We start from the raw sequence: 15,528 nt of genomic DNA on the forward strand, positions 1-15,528 counted from the left end.
CTTTTATAAGATCTCAGACTGTAGACAAAAAGGAGTGGCTTAATTGCCAACTCCTTTTTGTTAGTCTTTGTAGAAATTTGAAATAAAAAGCCATAGGCTTTTTTGCTTTCCATAGCCATGTGGCTAGTTTTTTTAAATTCATGGCAGCAAACGTAAGCATCGTGTGCGTGGCGACTTTTTCGAGACCTCGATATTTCGTCCAACGCATACCATGCTTTTCTTTTGCATCTGCAAATATTCGTTCAATGGTTTGTTTTCTCTTTTTATAAATTTCTCTATTCAACGCCGTATGGCGTTGGTGTTCAAGTTCATCCATAAGATCCGCCCAAACATGTCGAGTTACTATTTTTTGATGTTTTGTACTCAAAGTACAGTTTTTAAGTAATGGACAACTCCTACAGAATTTTGGATTTGATTTATAGGTTCGATAACCATCACGAGTGATAGTTGAAAATAACAACGGTTGATTATTGGGACATAAATAGCAGTCAAAATAGGCATCATAAACAAAGTCTTTTTTACGAAACATTCCTTTTACTCCATGAGGTACAGTATATGGAAGAATCGGGTAGAGTTTCAAGTGTGACAGAAAATGAACAAATTTAGGCGTCTTATATCCTGCATCAGCGACAACACGCTTTATATTTGGAAAAGCTCTTTTCGACTGTTTGACCAGATCGATTGCGACTTGGCTGTCATGTACATTTCCTGGTGTGATTAATGTAGATAAGATAAAACCATTATCTTCACAGGAAGTATGCGCGGAATAAGCAAATTGTTTTTCTCGTTCACCTTTAACATAGTAACCACTTTCTGGATCTGAATGACTTATTTTTTGAAGACTCAACTCACTTTCTATGTCCCATGTAAAAGGACGTTTTCCTACAGCAATACGTTCTTTATTTATTTCATCTTCTAATTCATCTTGATAAGCTTTAGCTTGACCGTAGGTCATTTCTTTTGTGAACTTATGTTTATTGGCATTTGCCTTAATATGAGTAGAATCAATATAAAGGTTGTCTTCCGTAACGAAGCCAGCTTTTACAGCTTGTTCTAGAATATGAGAGAAAATGTCTTCAAATAAAGTTGTTTCTCTAAATCTTCGAACATAGTTTTTACCAAAAGTAGAGAAATGCGGGATAGGATCCTCGAATGAATAACCTAAAAACCAACGATAAGCAACATTTGTTTCAACGTCTTTAATAGTCTGTCTCATCGAACGGATACCAAATAAATATTGGATAAATACTAATTTAATTAAGACCACTGGATCAATACTGGGACGACCATGGGTCGAATACGTAGATTCTACAATGGGATAAATGAAATCAAACTGAATCGCAGCATCAATCTTTCGAACTAAGTGATCTTTAGGTACAAGATCATCAATTGTTAACATAGCAAATTGATTTCTACCTTCAATCGATTGTTTTCTCATCGTTAGAATCACTCCCAGAATAGTTTATACAATGAGTATAAAACAAAAAAACTGCAAACAACACTCCAAATTTAGGAGTTTGTCTACAGTCTGAGGGTAGGTCTTTTATAAGATCTACCCTTTTTATCAAATCAAAGAAAAACGTTATGGATAAGATAATTTTACGTTTGTTTGGCTCTTTTTTTATATACATACAATCAATTTTGTTTTTTAAGATTTATATAAGTCGAGAAAAAAAGTCAAAAAACTATGTGTATATTTTGACCAAAATTGACCAAAGCGATATAATAGTTTTTGTAAAGATCAAAGAAATAAGTGATCTTATCTTTAATTAGGAGGGTATACCTGTATGAATATTGAGAAAATGACTACGACGCTTCAAGAAGCGATTGCTGAAGCTCAACAGATTGCGGTCACTCGAAAACACCAAGATATCGACATTGCCCATGTATGGAAAATCTTTTTACAACCTAATCATTTTGGTCGAAATTTCTATACGGATGCCGGATTGGATGTCGAATCTTTTGAACATGAAATTGATCGTCTACTGGATGAGTATCCAGTTGTTTCTGGTGGAAACGTCCAATATGGACAAAACCTCAGCCAGAATTTCTTTCGATTATTGAATGAAGCAGACCAAATACGTGAAAGCTTCGGCGACGAGTTTCTTTCAACGGAAGTCGTTATTTTAGCGTTGATGAAATTAAAAAATTATCCGTTAACTGTTTATTTGAATAAAAACGGATTATCTGAAAAAGAATTGCGTAAAAACATCGAAGAGATGAGAGGAGGAGAAAGAGTGACCTCACAAAACCAAGAAGAACAATACAAAGCATTAGAAAAATACGGCGTTGATTTAGTACAGCAAGTCAAAAGCGGAAAAATGGATCCAATCATCGGTCGTGATGAAGAAATCCGTGATGTCATCCGTATTCTTTCACGAAAAACAAAAAATAATCCTGTTCTGATAGGAGAACCCGGTGTAGGGAAAACGGCAATCGTTGAAGGGCTTGCTCAACGTATCGTACGCAAAGATGTGCCTGAAAATTTAAAAGATAAAACGATTTTTTCATTAGATATGGGTGCATTGATCGCTGGAGCAAAATTCCGCGGTGAATTTGAAGAAAGACTAAAAGCAGTCTTGAAAGAAGTCAAAAAAAGTGATGGACGTATCCTCTTGTTCATCGATGAAATCCACAATATCGTAGGGGCAGGAAAAACAGAAGGAAGTATGGATGCCGGAAATCTGTTGAAACCAATGCTTGCTCGCGGTGAATTACATTTGATCGGTGCCACAACTTTAGATGAGTACCGTCAATATATGGAAAAAGACAAAGCGTTGGAACGTCGCTTTCAAAAGGTATTAGTCAAAGAACCAACAGTGGAAGATACGATCAGTATTCTGCGTGGATTAAAAGAACGTTTTGAGATCCACCATGGTGTTAACATCCATGACAACGCATTAGTAGCAGCAGCTACTTTATCTGACCGTTATATTACTGATCGGTTCTTACCGGACAAAGCAATCGATTTGATCGATGAAGCCAGTGCAACGATTCGGGTAGAAATGAACTCTATGCCAACGGAATTAGATCAAGTTACTAGACGTTTGATGCAGTTGGAAATCGAAGAAGCTGCACTGAAAAAAGAATCAGATGATGCAAGTAAAAAACGCTTGAAAAATTTGCAAGAAGAATTAGCTGAACTTCGTGAAGAAGCAAATGCGATGAAGATGCAGTGGGAAACAGAAAAAGAAGAAGTCAATTCTGTTTCAGCAAAACGTGCTGAAATCGATAAAGCAAAACACGAATTAGAAGATGCAGAAAATAACTATGATTTAGAACGCGCTGCTGTATTGCGTCATGGTACGATACCTCAATTAGAAAAAGAATTGAAGGAATTAGAAGCTAAAGCAAAAGACAGCGAGATTAAGATGGTTCAAGAGTCCGTTACCGAAAATGAGATTGCTCAAGTCGTTGGCAGATTAACGGGTATCCCCGTAACGAAACTTGTAGAAGGTGAACGAGAAAAACTAATTAAATTGAATGAAACACTTCATAAACGAGTGATTGGTCAAGATGAAGCAGTTGATGCGGTCAGTGACGCGGTAATTCGTTCACGGGCTGGATTGCAAGACCCAAATCGTCCTCTAGGTTCTTTCCTTTTCCTAGGACCAACTGGTGTCGGAAAAACCGAATTAGCGAAAGCGTTAGCTGAGAACTTGTTTGACTCAGAAGATCATATGGTACGGATCGATATGAGTGAATATATGGAAAAACATGCTGTGTCTCGTCTAGTCGGAGCTCCTCCAGGCTATGTAGGTTACGAAGAAGGTGGTCAATTAACGGAAGCTGTCAGACGAAATCCTTATACAATCGTCTTGTTGGATGAAATCGAAAAAGCGCATCCCGATGTCTTCAATATCTTGTTACAAGTCCTAGATGACGGACGCTTGACTGATTCAAAAGGGCGAGTAGTAGATTTTAAAAATACGGTTCTGATCATGACCAGCAATATCGGTTCACAGTTACTGCTGGAAGGCGTGACTGCTGATGGAACGATTCCAGAAGCAGTGGCTGAACAAGTCAACACGCTATTACGTGGAAACTTCAAACCAGAATTCTTGAACCGAATCGACGACACGATTTTATTTACACCATTGAGCCTAGACAACGTGAAAGGAATCGTTGACAAAATGGTGGCGCAATTGGCACAACGTCTGGAACATCAAGAAATCCTGTTGACAATCAGTGATGAAGCCAAAACGTGGATTGCTGAAAATGCTTATGAACCAGCATATGGTGCAAGACCACTGAAACGATTTATCACTAAGGAAGTAGAAACACCACTAGCTAAAGAAATCGTTGCAGGGCATGTTATGCCTAAATCAAAAGTAACGATTACTTTACTTGATGGACAACTTCATTTCAAAACAGAAGAACTAGAAGAAATCGTCTAATCTTCAAATTGAGACTATGAAAGAAAAAGGGGGTGTGACACAACTAGTGTCACACCCCCTTTTTCCGAATAAATTCCAGAAGTAGCTTCTTCGAAAAATAAGTCGAAATTCCTTGAAGCTGCCCGCTTCTGCCACAATCTCTTTTATTAAATATTTTTTACTTTTTCTAATTTATAACTTTCAAAATAACGCTCATCTTTTTTACTTTGAGACCAAGCAAACAATCCCATCAAGGCAGCACCTATCGTATTTGTCAGCAAGTCGCCCATCGTATCCATCAATGCTGCTCGTCCGACAAACAGTGTGCCGTCAGAAGCAGCAAAGCGTTGAAGATTCATGCCTAAGAATTGGTCACATAAGAATTCCCAGAACTCCCAAAACACGCCGCAAAGTCCAGCAAACGCAAAGCCGAATAAGAGGAACAACCAAGGACTGGTTTTTGATATCTCAGCATCTTTCATCAAGTAACCAATCAATCCATAGCCAAGAGCTGTCAGGACCATTGGACTCACAGCGTGTAAAATTTTGTCCCAAAAAGAGATGATACTGATCAAATGCATCCCTGTGCCTAAAAAGACAGAGATGAACAAGAAAAACCAGTAAAACAAAACGATTGCTGCTGGTATTTTAAGTTTGAAAACTTTCAAAATGACTTGTGGCATGAAAATCAATGCAATCCCTAATAAAGATTCCACGATAAATGTGATTCCTTGAGAAGTCGAATATTTTTGTGTGATAAATTCATAAAAATTATAGCAGACAACGAATATGCCAAAAGCAAGTAAAGCTATTTGCACCTTTTTGATTTCTTTAATCACTGAAAGTCCCTCCATCTAAAAATCTTTTTACTTCTGAAAGCAACTCAGTTTCTGAAGAAACCACTTTTCCGTTCAATTTGATCAGACCTATTGTATATAAGTTCAGGTAGTGAAATTGATTTTCAGCTGTTTCTTGTAGTGCAGCGATTTTTTTCGGGTGGGTTCCGCCTTGCTGTCGAGTATCAGTATATAAGCCGATCACTGGGATGCCTTTCGCATAAGCCACACCGATTTCCGATGCTACCCCGGCATCGATCGTCAGCCCATCTAGTAAAGCAATCATTAAATCACTAGCCAACACTTTTTCTGTATCAGCAAGAGCAATCATTCGACTGTCTGCATAAGCAGTTTTGTCATTGATTGCTTCATTTTCTTGAGGAAGATAGATCGAAAGCTCAGAAGAGAGCTCTCTGATTTCTTTAACTAACTGTTGGTTATATAACAAATCACTTTTAGCAAACATTGGTGCGGCAAAATAAATTTTCATCTAAACATCATCCTTTTTATCAAAAATAATCGCTAAAGTAAGCTTCCATGTTTGGAATGATACGCTCTAGTGACTTCAGTGTTTCTTCATCTGTTTCTAACCGTTCGATTCTTGCCAAATAAGAAGCACGTCGATAATTCATCATCAAGCAAGTCAATGTTTGGATATTCAATCGAACGGATTTTCCTATAGGTTCATTCAAGACACGGACTTTTCCCTGTTCATCCCATGTTAAAGCAAAGACGCCATTATTCCAAGGAGCGACAGGATCTTCAATGATGAAATGAAAAGCATCAGCTGTTCCAACAAACGGAAACCGTTGAAGGAATTCTTTTACATCAACGATCCGAGCCATAAAATATGGTTCGATCTGCTCTTTGATCTGACTATCTTCAATCAAAAATGCTAAAGGCTCATTTTTATAAATATCTCCATGTACCCAGTAGATCATGGAAAAATGTGCGGAAATAAAGTTCCATAAGCCATTTCGAGCTTCTTGATCAAGATAGAACATTTCTTTTACGTGAAATATTTCTTCAGCTACCCAGTAGAATAGAACACCTCTTGGTTCATGGTTGCTATCGTAGTAGACAGCGGCTGTGCGCTCATCTTCATTTTCGAAACGCCAATACTCTTCCCAATGAAAATCACTGCGGAATAAAGCACCATGGTTTTGTTGGGCAAATTTGTCATAAACGGAAAATACGTCTGGATGATCAACTGGTAATCGCTCAACCATACCACTTACTGGGATTTGTTTAGGTAACTGTGTATCTCTGATTTTAAAGGAAAGTTTATCAGACATGATTTCCCATCCTTTACGCCGATAGTAGGGGATACTATAAGGATACAAATAAGAGATCCATTGCTTATTCTTGCGCATATTATCCAATGCAACGATAATTAGATCTTGCATCAATCCATGGTTCGCATATTCTGGATAAGTTCCAACTCCAGTCACACCACCCATTTTATAACGTGCACCGTGAATATTGACTTCACAAGGATAGATAGCGATTTGAGAGATCAGTTTATTTTCGTGGAACCATCCGAACACTTTCGATACTTCCAAAATCGGTCTTTTGGAACGGATAAAAGCTCGTTTATTCTCAAACCCGCTTTCCTCGATATCTGCTTCAGTCACTTGGAACACATAGGAAAGCAATTCATTGAATTGATCGATATGTTCTTGAGTGACCGGTTTTAATTCAAGATTTTCTCTAAAATCTTTTTGATCCATTTTTTCATCTCCATTTATTAGCTTGATAACAGTATAGCAAAATTCTACAAAAAAAACTTCTATAGCTGACTAATTAAAAACTCTTTAAATTACTGCTTTTCGTTGGTATAATGGAAAGTGCTGATTATATGAAAAGAGGAGACGCTATGGATATAAAGAAAATGAAAGAACGCCAAGAGCAGATTCGTAATTTTTCGATCATCGCTCATATCGACCATGGGAAATCTACATTGGCCGATCGTATTTTAGAAATGACGCACACTGTGACGTCTCGCGAAATGCAAGATCAGCTGTTAGACTCGATGGATTTGGAACGTGAACGTGGAATCACGATTAAATTAAATGCTGTAGAACTCAATTACACAGCGAAAAATGGAGAAACATATATCTTTCACTTGATTGACACCCCAGGGCACGTCGACTTCACCTATGAAGTCTCTCGAAGCCTTGCTGCCTGTGAGGGTGCCGTTTTAGTGGTCGATGCAGCACAAGGAATCGAAGCCCAAACATTGGCCAATGTTTATTTAGCCTTAGACAATGATTTGGAGATCCTGCCAGTCATCAATAAAATCGACCTACCCGCAGCAGATCCCGAACGTGTCCGTCAAGAAATCGAAGACGTAATCGGAATTGATGCTAGTGAAGCTGTATTAGCTAGTGCCAAATCAGGGATTGGGATTGAAGATATTCTCGAGCAGATCGTGGAATATGTTCCTGCACCAAGTGGAGACTTAGATGCACCGCTAAAAGCTTTGATCTTTGACTCTATTTATGATAGTTACCGCGGTGTTGTTCTAAATGTCCGAATCACGGACGGTATGGTCAAACCCGGAGACAAAATCAAACTGATGAGTAATGGAAAAACATTTGATGTTACAGAGGTCGGGGTCTTCTCGCCAAAAGCAGTTGTTAGAGACTTTTTGATGGTCGGTGATGTCGGTTATATCACAGCAAGTATCAAAACTGTCCAAGATACACGAGTAGGGGATACAGTAACGTTAGCAGACAATCCTGCCGCTGAAGCTTTACCAGGTTACCGAAAAATGAATCCGATGGTTTATTGTGGTCTTTATCCAATTGATACTTCTCGTTACAACGATTTGCGGGAAGCTTTAGAAAAACTGCAATTGAATGATGCTGCTTTACAATTCGAACCAGAAACCTCTCAAGCATTAGGTTTTGGGTTCCGCTGTGGATTCCTCGGACTTCTTCATATGGATGTCGTCCAAGAACGCTTGGAACGGGAATTCAATCTAGAATTGATCACGACTGCACCATCCGTTATTTACCATGTTAATAAAACGGATGGTACGACTGCTACAGTAGATAACCCGGCAGATTTTCCTGAACCTGTAACGATCCAGGATGTAGAAGAACCATTCGTCAAAGCACAGATCATGGTCCCAAATGATTTTGTCGGTGCAGTAATGGAACTTTCTCAACGAAAACGGGGAGAATTCATTACGATGGATTATTTAGATGATTACCGAGTAAATGTCGTCTATAATATTCCGCTTTCTGAAATTGTCTTTGACTTTTTCGACAAATTGAAATCAAGCACGAAAGGCTATGCCTCATTGGATTATGAAATGTCTGGTTATCAAAAAAGCAAGTTAGTGAAGATGGATATCTTGCTGAATGGAGAAAAAGTCGATGCATTAAGCTTTATCGTTCACCGAGACTTTGCCTATGAACGTGGAAAAGCAATCGTTGAAAAACTGAAAAAACTAATCCCACGCCAACAATTTGAGGTGCCAATCCAAGCAGCTATTGGACAAAAAATCGTTGCCCGTTCAGACATCAAAGCCTTGCGTAAAAACGTCTTGGCTAAATGTTATGGTGGAGATGTTTCTCGTAAACGTAAACTCTTAGAGAAACAAAAAGAAGGGAAGAAGCGGATGAAACAAATCGGCTCAGTCGAAGTTCCGCAAGAAGCCTTCATGGCTGTTCTGAAAATGGATGAGGACGAACCGAAGAAATAGCAAGGTTTGTTTGAAAACAGTGTAAAAAATAAACCGTGTTTACATGGATTTGCCACCGGTTTGCCACCGGTGGTTTTTTTCGGTGGCAAAGTTCAAGAATTCTTTCTCAGATTCTCCATGATATCGACCGTTTCATTTCTCATCTTATCTGTCACATGCGAGTAAGTATCCATCGTAATTGAAATTCTGCTGTGCCCCAATCGTTCAGAGATTTCTTTCATTTTTGCGCCATTTTCGAGAAGAAGTGTAGCATGAGTATGTCTGAGAGAATGGAAGTTAAAAGAGAGGGAGAGTGCATTCGATATCCTTTTAGTATTCCATTTCACTACACTTGGCGTAACTAGCCCACCGTCTTCCTTTGTACATACTGCATTTGAATCAATGTAGAGCTTTCCATACTTCATTCGATTTTCTAATTGTTGTTTCTTATGTTTTTTCAGAATTGCTAGCAAGGTTTGTCCAATAAAAATCGTTCGATTGGAACTGCTTGTCTTTGGTGTACCATATATCCATGCGCCATCATTCTTTACCATTTGTTTCTCTACAGTAATTGTTCCATTTGAAAAATCGACATTATCCCACGTCAGACCACAAACTTCGCCAACGCGCATTCCCGTATAAAATCCAATATTCAAAGGAATATAGAAAGGATGGCCTTCAGGAGTGATTTCTAGCATATGATCAAAGTCCTCAAGAGAAATGATTTTTAGATCTTTTTTAGTCGTTGGTCGTTCTTCGTATTTTGGTATCTTTACATACAGCATAGGATTTTGCTTGATTAACCCCCAAGGATAAACCGCCATATTCAGCGCATTCTTAAGGACAGAGTGAGTAATAGTCATTGTTTTCTTCGAGTAACCCTTTTTAAATTCAGCATTGATGAAATTTTGTAAAAGAGCAGGGGAGAGATCCGTAAGTTTTTTCTTTCCTAAATAACCATCTATATGATTTTTGATGGTAAATCGGTAGTTTTCATAGGTATTGTATTTTAGATTTAGTTTAACGTATTCCTCCATCCAAAAATCAAGGTATTGTTTTACTCGAGTATCCGTACCTAAAAAGTATTGTCCTGTTTCGTCAATATCTGATAAAACTTTTCGTAAAGCAGCTTCGGCCTCTGGTCGGGTGTCTCCGCCAACTTTCTCCACTTTTTTTCTTGAGCCATCATCATTAATATCTTCAAAATAATAATACCAACGTTTTCCACGTTTTCTCACACCGCCACGCATAAAATCAGTCCTTTCATATTGCTATGTCATTAGTACGATAGTTAAATTCTTTTGGTACATATAGAGAGGGAATAGATGTAAAATCCGTATTTTCAATAGAAGTATACGAACTTATGTTCTTTTGCGTTTAAAAAGAAAAGCCCGAAGGCTGATCTTAAACTATTACAATGCAACTAATTAGGGACGAGCGTATTGATTCCCTCGAGGGGCACGACTATACCCAGCATTATCAGCATCTATTTGAGTCATGTATTGATAATTATTTGGATTTGTAACACGAGAATAGTACTTTCCACTATCTGAACGAGCGAAAACCATACCATTTGCAGCGATAGACCACTGGCCATCAACAGTGTATGAATTATTTTGTTGTTCAGCTTGACGTTGAGCTTCAGTAGCTTGCTGTTCTTGAGCCTGACGCTGAGCTTCAGCAGCTTGTTGCTTTTGTCGTTCTGCTTCAGCTGCCTCATTAGATTTTATAGTTGAATCAACATTGACTAAGCGATTTAATAATTCTTGGTTTCCACCAGGTATAGATTGAATAGCTGATAATGCTGCATTGTAGTTATCTCTAGTTGGATTAGCTTCAGCTTGTTCCAGAATGGTTTTAGCTGTTGAAGTTTTTTGATTAATTTCTTCTTGGCGTTTTTTCTCAGCTTCTTTAGCTTTTTGTTCTTCTTGGCGTTTTTTCTCAGCTTCTTTAGCTTTTTGTTCTTCTTGGCGTTTTTTCTCAGCTTCTTTAGCTTTTTGTTCTTCTTGGCGTTTTTTCTCAGCTTCTTTAGCTTTTTGTTCTTCTTGGTGCTTTTTTTCAGCCTCTTCTTTAGCTTTTTGTTCTTCGGCCTTTTTCTTTTTAGCTAATTCTTTAGCCTTTTTTTCATCTTTTTCTCGGCTTTCAGAAGAGACAGATACACTAGAAGATGAAGATTTAGCGTCTTTGTGTACATCTGCTTGTCCAGTTGTTGGTGGAGCAAGAGCCCCTCCGATTACCATAACTATAAAAGCTACTAGAATTCCAATACTAATCTTTTTCTTTGAACGTTTCTTCTTGGAGAAAAAAGAATATACTAAAAAACATACTCCAAATAGAAAACCAAAGAACCCAACTAAAATTAAAAACGTACTCATTTATTCCTCCTTGTTGAATATATCACTGGGTAAATCAAGTATTTACTCCCACTTGAAGGCAGGTAGTGATAGTCGCCCTTAATAAAGCCTTAACAAAAAGAAAGCCGGAAGGCCAACCTTTTTTAATTAGTAGGGATAGTTTTTTCAAAACTTCCATTATCCATAAAATCTTTCATGATAATAGGAGAACCTGGATAAATAATTTCTACACCAACAACTGCATCAACAGTAGCATCAGGCTTAACATCTGTATCGCCCATCTTTACAAGATCTGGTTTGTAGTCTTGAGGGAACAAGCCATTTGCTCCATTCAATAGTTCTTCAGTTTTATCTGTTTCCTGTATAGGTTTGATTGATGTAGCGAATGCCATCCAAGGACTTTGAGCTTTGTCAGATTTATTAGTATATTGAATTTCAATAGCTAATATTTTTTTATTTGGATCATATTGGCTAGATAATTCTTCAGTGTTTTTTATTACAATCTTTGATGAATCGTCTTCAAAAGTTGTATCACTTGTAGATTTTTCTTCAGTACTTGAATCCATAGAGTTGCTGCTCTCTAAAGTAACCATTGTAGAAGTATTAATAGTCGTTTTTTTAGGCACATCAGAGTTTGAATCGTTGTTACCACAAGCACCTAATGTGATACTAGAAAACAAGATTAATCCTAACCCAACTATTTTTTTCATATTTTCCTCCAAAAAATAAAATAATTTACTCCCACTTGAAGGCAGGTAGTGATAGTCGCCAATTTTAATTTAAAAATCTGTACACGTTTTCAGGTAGCCCATACAAATTTGTTAATTCCTCAACTTTTCTAGGGTATTGATCGTTGTCTTCTTTATAAAGAGAAACAATGAGATTAGCAGCAAAGCAATTCGCTTCGCTTTCTGATTTGCTTCTGGATGTTCGTGTGGATACATAATAGCTAGATAACCCACGATGAAAGATGGCGTGACCAAGTTCATGAGCACAAATATAAAATCTTTCCTCAGAATCCTTTAATTCATCATTCAGTAGGATGACAGCACGACCTAAAATCTCTTGGAATTGACCTTTAGGATCATCAATAAAAGGAACATATTCAATTTGAATGTCCATTTTTTCACAGATATAAAATGGATTAGCGGATTGATACTTCCGCTTTAGGTTCTCAACTAAATTGATAACATCCAATTCCATACCCAATCACTTCTCTTTGTCCTTGTCTTCTTTTTTGAATTTCCAAAACATGCCTGCTAAAACATCTCTGACTCTTTGAAGCTGTTCGGGTGTTAAAGTTTCGCCTCCATAAGCCATGTTAGCATTTGATTCAAGTAGTTTATCAAGTTCAATTATATCTTCTTTAGTCGCCCATTCTGGAGTTTTATGATTACTTAATAGATAGTCAGTACTAACGTTAAATAGATGAGCTAATTTAGTTAGTGCTTCTGAATTAGGTTCTGCACGACCTACTTCCCAACTTCCTATAGTTTGTTGGGACACGCTCATTTTTTTTGCTAGTTCTGCTTGGGTCCAGCCATGTTGCTTTCTTAACTCTTTGATTCGATCTTTTAACACAGCAAGTCCTCCTTTTAATAAAATTATATACTACAAAGCGTAGTCGGTACAACGAAATTTAGTTAATACAAAAAAAAGTAGTAATAATAGTTGACTTACTAAATTTTGTAGTATATTATAACTACATAAGGTAGTAAAAGAGAGGTGGAAATGTATGGAAAACAAAATGGGACAAATAAGATCTAGAAAAGGGATCTCTCAATCTCAACTAGCGTCTTTATTAAAAGTATCCCAAAAAACAATCAGTTCTTGGGAGGTAGGACGTACCTTGCCTAAGCCTTCCCAGATGCAACATCTAGAAGATATTTTTCATGTTCCTAAAGAAAAAATTTTTTTTATGGCTTTTAACTACAAAAATGAGTTAAAAACAAGGGGGACTTCCAAATGACACGACAAGAAAAAATAAACATCGTACTTGATGCTAGGCCTAGACTAGTCCACATCATCAAATGTGCAAATGATGATCAACTCGATCGTCTAGTTGAAGAAGTCCAAAAAGAGCTTGAACGTGAATTAGACGAAGCAGCTTTCGTTTGATTCTTTAAATTAATAGTATAAAAAAATTGCTCGTATTGATATACGGGCGAATAAGAATATGAGGTGTTTAAACTGTTAAAAAAATCAAGTGTTATTCGAGAATCGTTAGTCGAAGTAATTAATAAGAGTGGTGAGACCAAAAAGGAAATAGCAAGACAAATCAACGTCTCTCAACAGTCATTAAGCGATTGGACAACATTGCTTAATACGAAGCCCGTGACGTTGGAAAATGCTCAGGCGTTAACGGATCATTTTAGAGATTCAGATTTCACTCTTCAAGTGATTCATGAGTTCTTTGGTTTATTTAAATCAATAGATGGTGATGTTTATAGGAAAGATCCTTCATCATTAGACAAGTTGCAAATGATTGAATCAGATGAGCGGAAACAGAAGAAGCAAGAAGTAGAGAAAATTCTTCTTAAACAAGTAAATTACTTAACTGTTGATGATCGTCAACAAATCATTGCATATGCTTATGAATTTTTAGATGAAATCATGGTGGAAGTAACACTAATAAGTGCATTATGCGAAATACTTGGAATCGATGTTCGCAAGCTTAGTGAGGAACGGCTGTCGTACTGGGTAGCACAAGGATATATGAAAGGATGATGGAAATGGAAACATTGGAAAATATTTTTCCAAAAAAAGTTGTCTTGAAGCGCAACAATAAAAGAAACATTGAAAAATTAACATACTCAGTTACTGAAGCGGCACTAGCTATAACAACAAATCCTCAAAATGTTAAAGATTTGATTGAGATGGGATACATCGGTTTTTTGAAACTCGGTGAAATTAGAATTCCTAAAACTGAAGTCGCTCGATTTTTAGAGAATCATATGAATGAAGATCTTGCTAGCGAAATTGCTAAATATAGAGAGGAGAGAAAGAAATGAAAACTGTATTTAAAATGACTGTCAAGAGCGCTTTGCTTATGAGTCTAGTAGCAATCGTACTGGCAAGTATTAATCCAGCATATGCACTTATTTATTGGGGAACCTTAGTAACGGTTACTGCTGTAAGAGAAAGTTTCAAAATGCCAACACAAAAAAGACCGACCAGCGACGGCAATCGCTAATCGGCAACATATCAAAATAACTTAACTGTATTTTAGCACGAAAGGAAGGCTAAAACAATGAATGATTTTGGACAAGCATTAGATCAGTATTTAACTACTCCTGAATGGGGCACGCCACATAAAGAGGAGGAAGACGATGAGTAAATCTACCTTAGAAATGAGCCATCAAGAATGGCTTGAAGACCGTAAGAAAGGCATCGGAGGTTCGGATGTTGGAACAATTTTAGGATTGAATAAATGGAAATCTCCTTATCAACTATGGTTAGAAAAAACAGGACAAGTAGTACTTGAAGAATCAGGAAGTGAGCCCGCTTATTGGGGTAATGTTTTAGAAGAAGTGGTTGCTAAAGAGTTTCAAGAACGTACAGGTAAAAAGGTTCGCAGAAGAAACCAAGTCTTTGAACATCCATTGCATCCGTTTCTAAGAGCGAATATTGATCGTGATGTAGTGGGAGAAAATGCCATTCTGGAATGCAAAACAGCCAATCAATTTCTCGGCAAAGAGTGGGAAGGTGAAGAAGTACCACTCAGTTATCTCTGCCAAGTTCAACATTATATGAACGTTCTAAACAAAGACTATTGTTACATCGCTGTCTTAATCGGTGGTCAAAAATTTATCTGGAAGCGGATTGAACGAGATCAAGAGTTGATCGATACAATCACTGAACAATTAGTAGAGTTTTGGGAAACGAATGTTCTTGGAGGCATCGAGCCAGTTATTGACGGTAGTCAAGCGACAGCTGATTTCTTGAAAGAAAAGTATGCAGATGTTGAAGACGTTCAAACGGCGTTGCCAATTCGTTTTGATGAACTAGTTGAACAGAAAAACGAACTCAAACGGACTAAGAAAGAAATTGAATCGGCTATTCGACAGGTGGACAACGAGTTCATCAGTGAATTAGGTAAACGTGAAGCTAGTATCGGGGTAACTCAAAAAAACATCATCAGTTGGAAACTTGTCCGTACGAGACGTATAAGCTCGAAGAAACTAGCAGAGAAATATCCAGATGTCGCAAATGATGAAGAGATTTATAACGTTACTGAATCAAGAAGGCTAACCGAAAAGGAGATTAAATAA

At 37.4% G+C, this 15,528-nt stretch carries 17 protein-coding genes; 8 read left to right on the forward strand and 9 right to left on the reverse strand.

All coding sequences use genetic code 11. The annotated features are described in order from the left end of the window. Window positions 1–13 precede the first annotated feature (13 nt). Entirely contained in the window at window positions 14–1,438 is a 1,425-nt protein-coding gene (locus PYW34_RS05330; RefSeq protein WP_002322596.1) for an IS1182 family transposase, read from the reverse strand. 349 nt (window positions 1,439–1,787) lie between these two features. Between PYW34_RS05330 and clpB the strand changes: the two genes are divergently transcribed. Next, on the forward strand, window positions 1,788–4,397 hold the full coding sequence (clpB, locus tag PYW34_RS05335) for an ATP-dependent chaperone ClpB (protein ID WP_002301554.1): 2,610 nt from the start codon (window positions 1,788–1,790) through the stop codon (window positions 4,395–4,397). A 146-nt stretch (window positions 4,398–4,543) separates the two neighbouring features. Here the strand turns inward: clpB and PYW34_RS05340 are convergent, their stop codons facing one another. Genes PYW34_RS05340 through PYW34_RS05350 form a run of 3 tightly spaced genes read right to left on the reverse strand, consistent with a single transcriptional unit; the run spans window position 4,544 to window position 6,942 of the window. Then, the gene (locus PYW34_RS05340) at window positions 4,544–5,230 is read right to left on the reverse strand and encodes a hypothetical protein (protein WP_002323661.1); all 687 of its coding nucleotides are present in this window, start codon (window positions 5,228–5,230) and stop codon (window positions 4,544–4,546) included. Then, complete coding sequence (locus tag PYW34_RS05345) at window positions 5,208–5,702, reverse strand: nucleoside 2-deoxyribosyltransferase (RefSeq protein WP_002301556.1); 495 nt, start codon at window positions 5,700–5,702, stop codon at window positions 5,208–5,210. The genes PYW34_RS05340 and PYW34_RS05345 overlap by 23 nt, the downstream gene beginning before the upstream one ends. 19 nt (window positions 5,703–5,721) lie before the next feature. Then, a complete protein-coding gene (locus PYW34_RS05350; protein WP_002301557.1) occupies window positions 5,722–6,942 on the reverse strand; it encodes a GNAT family N-acetyltransferase in 1,221 nt (406 codons plus the stop codon). A gap of 146 nt (window positions 6,943–7,088) precedes the next feature. Here PYW34_RS05350 and lepA point away from each other — a divergent pair, with 146 nt between their 5' ends. Then, entirely contained in the window at window positions 7,089–8,924 is a 1,836-nt protein-coding gene (gene lepA / locus PYW34_RS05355; RefSeq protein WP_002334197.1) for a translation elongation factor 4, read from the forward strand. Between the two features lie 92 nt (window positions 8,925–9,016). Here the strand turns inward: lepA and PYW34_RS05360 are convergent, their stop codons facing one another. The 5 genes from PYW34_RS05360 to PYW34_RS05380 all read right to left on the reverse strand — a co-directional run bounded on the left by PYW34_RS05360 (window position 9,017) and on the right by PYW34_RS05380 (window position 12,838). Then, complete coding sequence (locus PYW34_RS05360; protein ID WP_002334198.1) at window positions 9,017–10,153, reverse strand: site-specific integrase; 1,137 nt, start codon at window positions 10,151–10,153, stop codon at window positions 9,017–9,019. Between the two features lie 177 nt (window positions 10,154–10,330). Then, window positions 10,331–11,278 (reverse strand): hypothetical protein, encoded by a 948-nt coding sequence (locus PYW34_RS05365; RefSeq protein WP_060789025.1) that lies wholly within the window; start codon window positions 11,276–11,278, stop codon window positions 10,331–10,333. Between the two features lie 122 nt (window positions 11,279–11,400). After that, a complete protein-coding gene (locus tag PYW34_RS05370; RefSeq protein WP_002330975.1) occupies window positions 11,401–11,967 on the reverse strand; it encodes a DUF5067 domain-containing protein in 567 nt (188 codons plus the stop codon). Window positions 11,968–12,031: 64 nt separating this feature from the next. After that, window positions 12,032–12,460: an ImmA/IrrE family metallo-endopeptidase gene (locus PYW34_RS05375; protein ID WP_002331680.1), complete on the reverse strand. Its 429-nt coding sequence runs from the start codon at window positions 12,458–12,460 to the stop codon at window positions 12,032–12,034. Between the two features lie 6 nt (window positions 12,461–12,466). After that, window positions 12,467–12,838: a helix-turn-helix transcriptional regulator gene (locus tag PYW34_RS05380; protein ID WP_002301565.1), complete on the reverse strand. Its 372-nt coding sequence runs from the start codon at window positions 12,836–12,838 to the stop codon at window positions 12,467–12,469. A gap of 154 nt (window positions 12,839–12,992) precedes the next feature. Between PYW34_RS05380 and PYW34_RS05385 the strand changes: the two genes are divergently transcribed. From PYW34_RS05385 to PYW34_RS05410, 6 genes are all read left to right on the forward strand, one after another. Next, the gene (locus tag PYW34_RS05385) at window positions 12,993–13,226 is read left to right on the forward strand and encodes a helix-turn-helix transcriptional regulator (protein WP_002301566.1); all 234 of its coding nucleotides are present in this window, start codon (window positions 12,993–12,995) and stop codon (window positions 13,224–13,226) included. Then, window positions 13,223–13,375 carry a hypothetical protein gene (locus PYW34_RS05390; protein ID WP_002301569.1) on the forward strand — a complete coding sequence of 51 codons (153 nt, stop codon included), beginning with the start codon at window positions 13,223–13,225 and terminating at the stop codon, window positions 13,373–13,375. Before PYW34_RS05385 ends, PYW34_RS05390 begins: the two co-directional genes overlap by 4 nt. Window positions 13,376–13,438: 63 nt before the next feature. Further along, window positions 13,439–13,984: a hypothetical protein gene (locus PYW34_RS05395; RefSeq protein WP_002334201.1), complete on the forward strand. Its 546-nt coding sequence runs from the start codon at window positions 13,439–13,441 to the stop codon at window positions 13,982–13,984. After that, window positions 13,981–14,268 carry a hypothetical protein gene (locus PYW34_RS05400; protein ID WP_002309082.1) on the forward strand — a complete coding sequence of 96 codons (288 nt, stop codon included), beginning with the start codon at window positions 13,981–13,983 and terminating at the stop codon, window positions 14,266–14,268. The genes PYW34_RS05395 and PYW34_RS05400 overlap by 4 nt, the downstream gene beginning before the upstream one ends. Beyond that, window positions 14,265–14,450, forward strand: coding sequence for a hypothetical protein (locus PYW34_RS05405; RefSeq protein ID WP_002319163.1), 186 nt, complete (start codon window positions 14,265–14,267; stop codon window positions 14,448–14,450). The genes PYW34_RS05400 and PYW34_RS05405 overlap by 4 nt, the downstream gene beginning before the upstream one ends. A 136-nt stretch (window positions 14,451–14,586) precedes the next feature. Beyond that, window positions 14,587–15,528, forward strand: a complete 942-nt coding sequence (locus PYW34_RS05410; protein ID WP_002334202.1) for a YqaJ viral recombinase family protein — start codon at window positions 14,587–14,589, stop codon at window positions 15,526–15,528.

The organism is Enterococcus faecium (assembly GCF_029023785.1).
GTDB lineage: Bacteria > Bacillota > Bacilli > Lactobacillales > Enterococcaceae > Enterococcus_B > Enterococcus_B faecium.

What these genes read in the sequence shown, in the direction of transcription:
- clpB (WP_002301554.1), top strand. Translation starts at nt 1,788, where the DNA reads ATGAATATTGAGAAAATGACTACGACGCTTCAAGAAGCGATTGCTGAA.
- PYW34_RS05400 (WP_002309082.1), top strand. Translation starts at nt 13,981, where the DNA reads ATGATGGAAATGGAAACATTGGAAAATATTTTTCCAAAAAAAGTTGTC.
- PYW34_RS05410 (WP_002334202.1), top strand. Translation starts at nt 14,587, where the DNA reads ATGAGTAAATCTACCTTAGAAATGAGCCATCAAGAATGGCTTGAAGAC.
- PYW34_RS05350 (WP_002301557.1), bottom strand. Translation starts at nt 6,942, where the DNA reads ATGGATCAAAAAGATTTTAGAGAAAATCTTGAATTAAAACCGGTCACT.
- PYW34_RS05405 (WP_002319163.1), top strand. Translation starts at nt 14,265, where the DNA reads ATGAAAACTGTATTTAAAATGACTGTCAAGAGCGCTTTGCTTATGAGT.
- PYW34_RS05390 (WP_002301569.1), top strand. Translation starts at nt 13,223, where the DNA reads ATGACACGACAAGAAAAAATAAACATCGTACTTGATGCTAGGCCTAGA.
- lepA (WP_002334197.1), top strand. Translation starts at nt 7,089, where the DNA reads ATGGATATAAAGAAAATGAAAGAACGCCAAGAGCAGATTCGTAATTTT.
- PYW34_RS05340 (WP_002323661.1), bottom strand. Translation starts at nt 5,230, where the DNA reads ATGGAGGGACTTTCAGTGATTAAAGAAATCAAAAAGGTGCAAATAGCT.
- PYW34_RS05375 (WP_002331680.1), bottom strand. Translation starts at nt 12,460, where the DNA reads ATGGAATTGGATGTTATCAATTTAGTTGAGAACCTAAAGCGGAAGTAT.
- PYW34_RS05330 (WP_002322596.1), bottom strand. Translation starts at nt 1,438, where the DNA reads ATGAGAAAACAATCGATTGAAGGTAGAAATCAATTTGCTATGTTAACA.
- PYW34_RS05370 (WP_002330975.1), bottom strand. Translation starts at nt 11,967, where the DNA reads ATGAAAAAAATAGTTGGGTTAGGATTAATCTTGTTTTCTAGTATCACA.
- PYW34_RS05365 (WP_060789025.1), bottom strand. Translation starts at nt 11,278, where the DNA reads ATGAGTACGTTTTTAATTTTAGTTGGGTTCTTTGGTTTTCTATTTGGA.
- PYW34_RS05345 (WP_002301556.1), bottom strand. Translation starts at nt 5,702, where the DNA reads ATGAAAATTTATTTTGCCGCACCAATGTTTGCTAAAAGTGATTTGTTA.
- PYW34_RS05385 (WP_002301566.1), top strand. Translation starts at nt 12,993, where the DNA reads ATGGAAAACAAAATGGGACAAATAAGATCTAGAAAAGGGATCTCTCAA.
- PYW34_RS05360 (WP_002334198.1), bottom strand. Translation starts at nt 10,153, where the DNA reads ATGCGTGGCGGTGTGAGAAAACGTGGAAAACGTTGGTATTATTATTTT.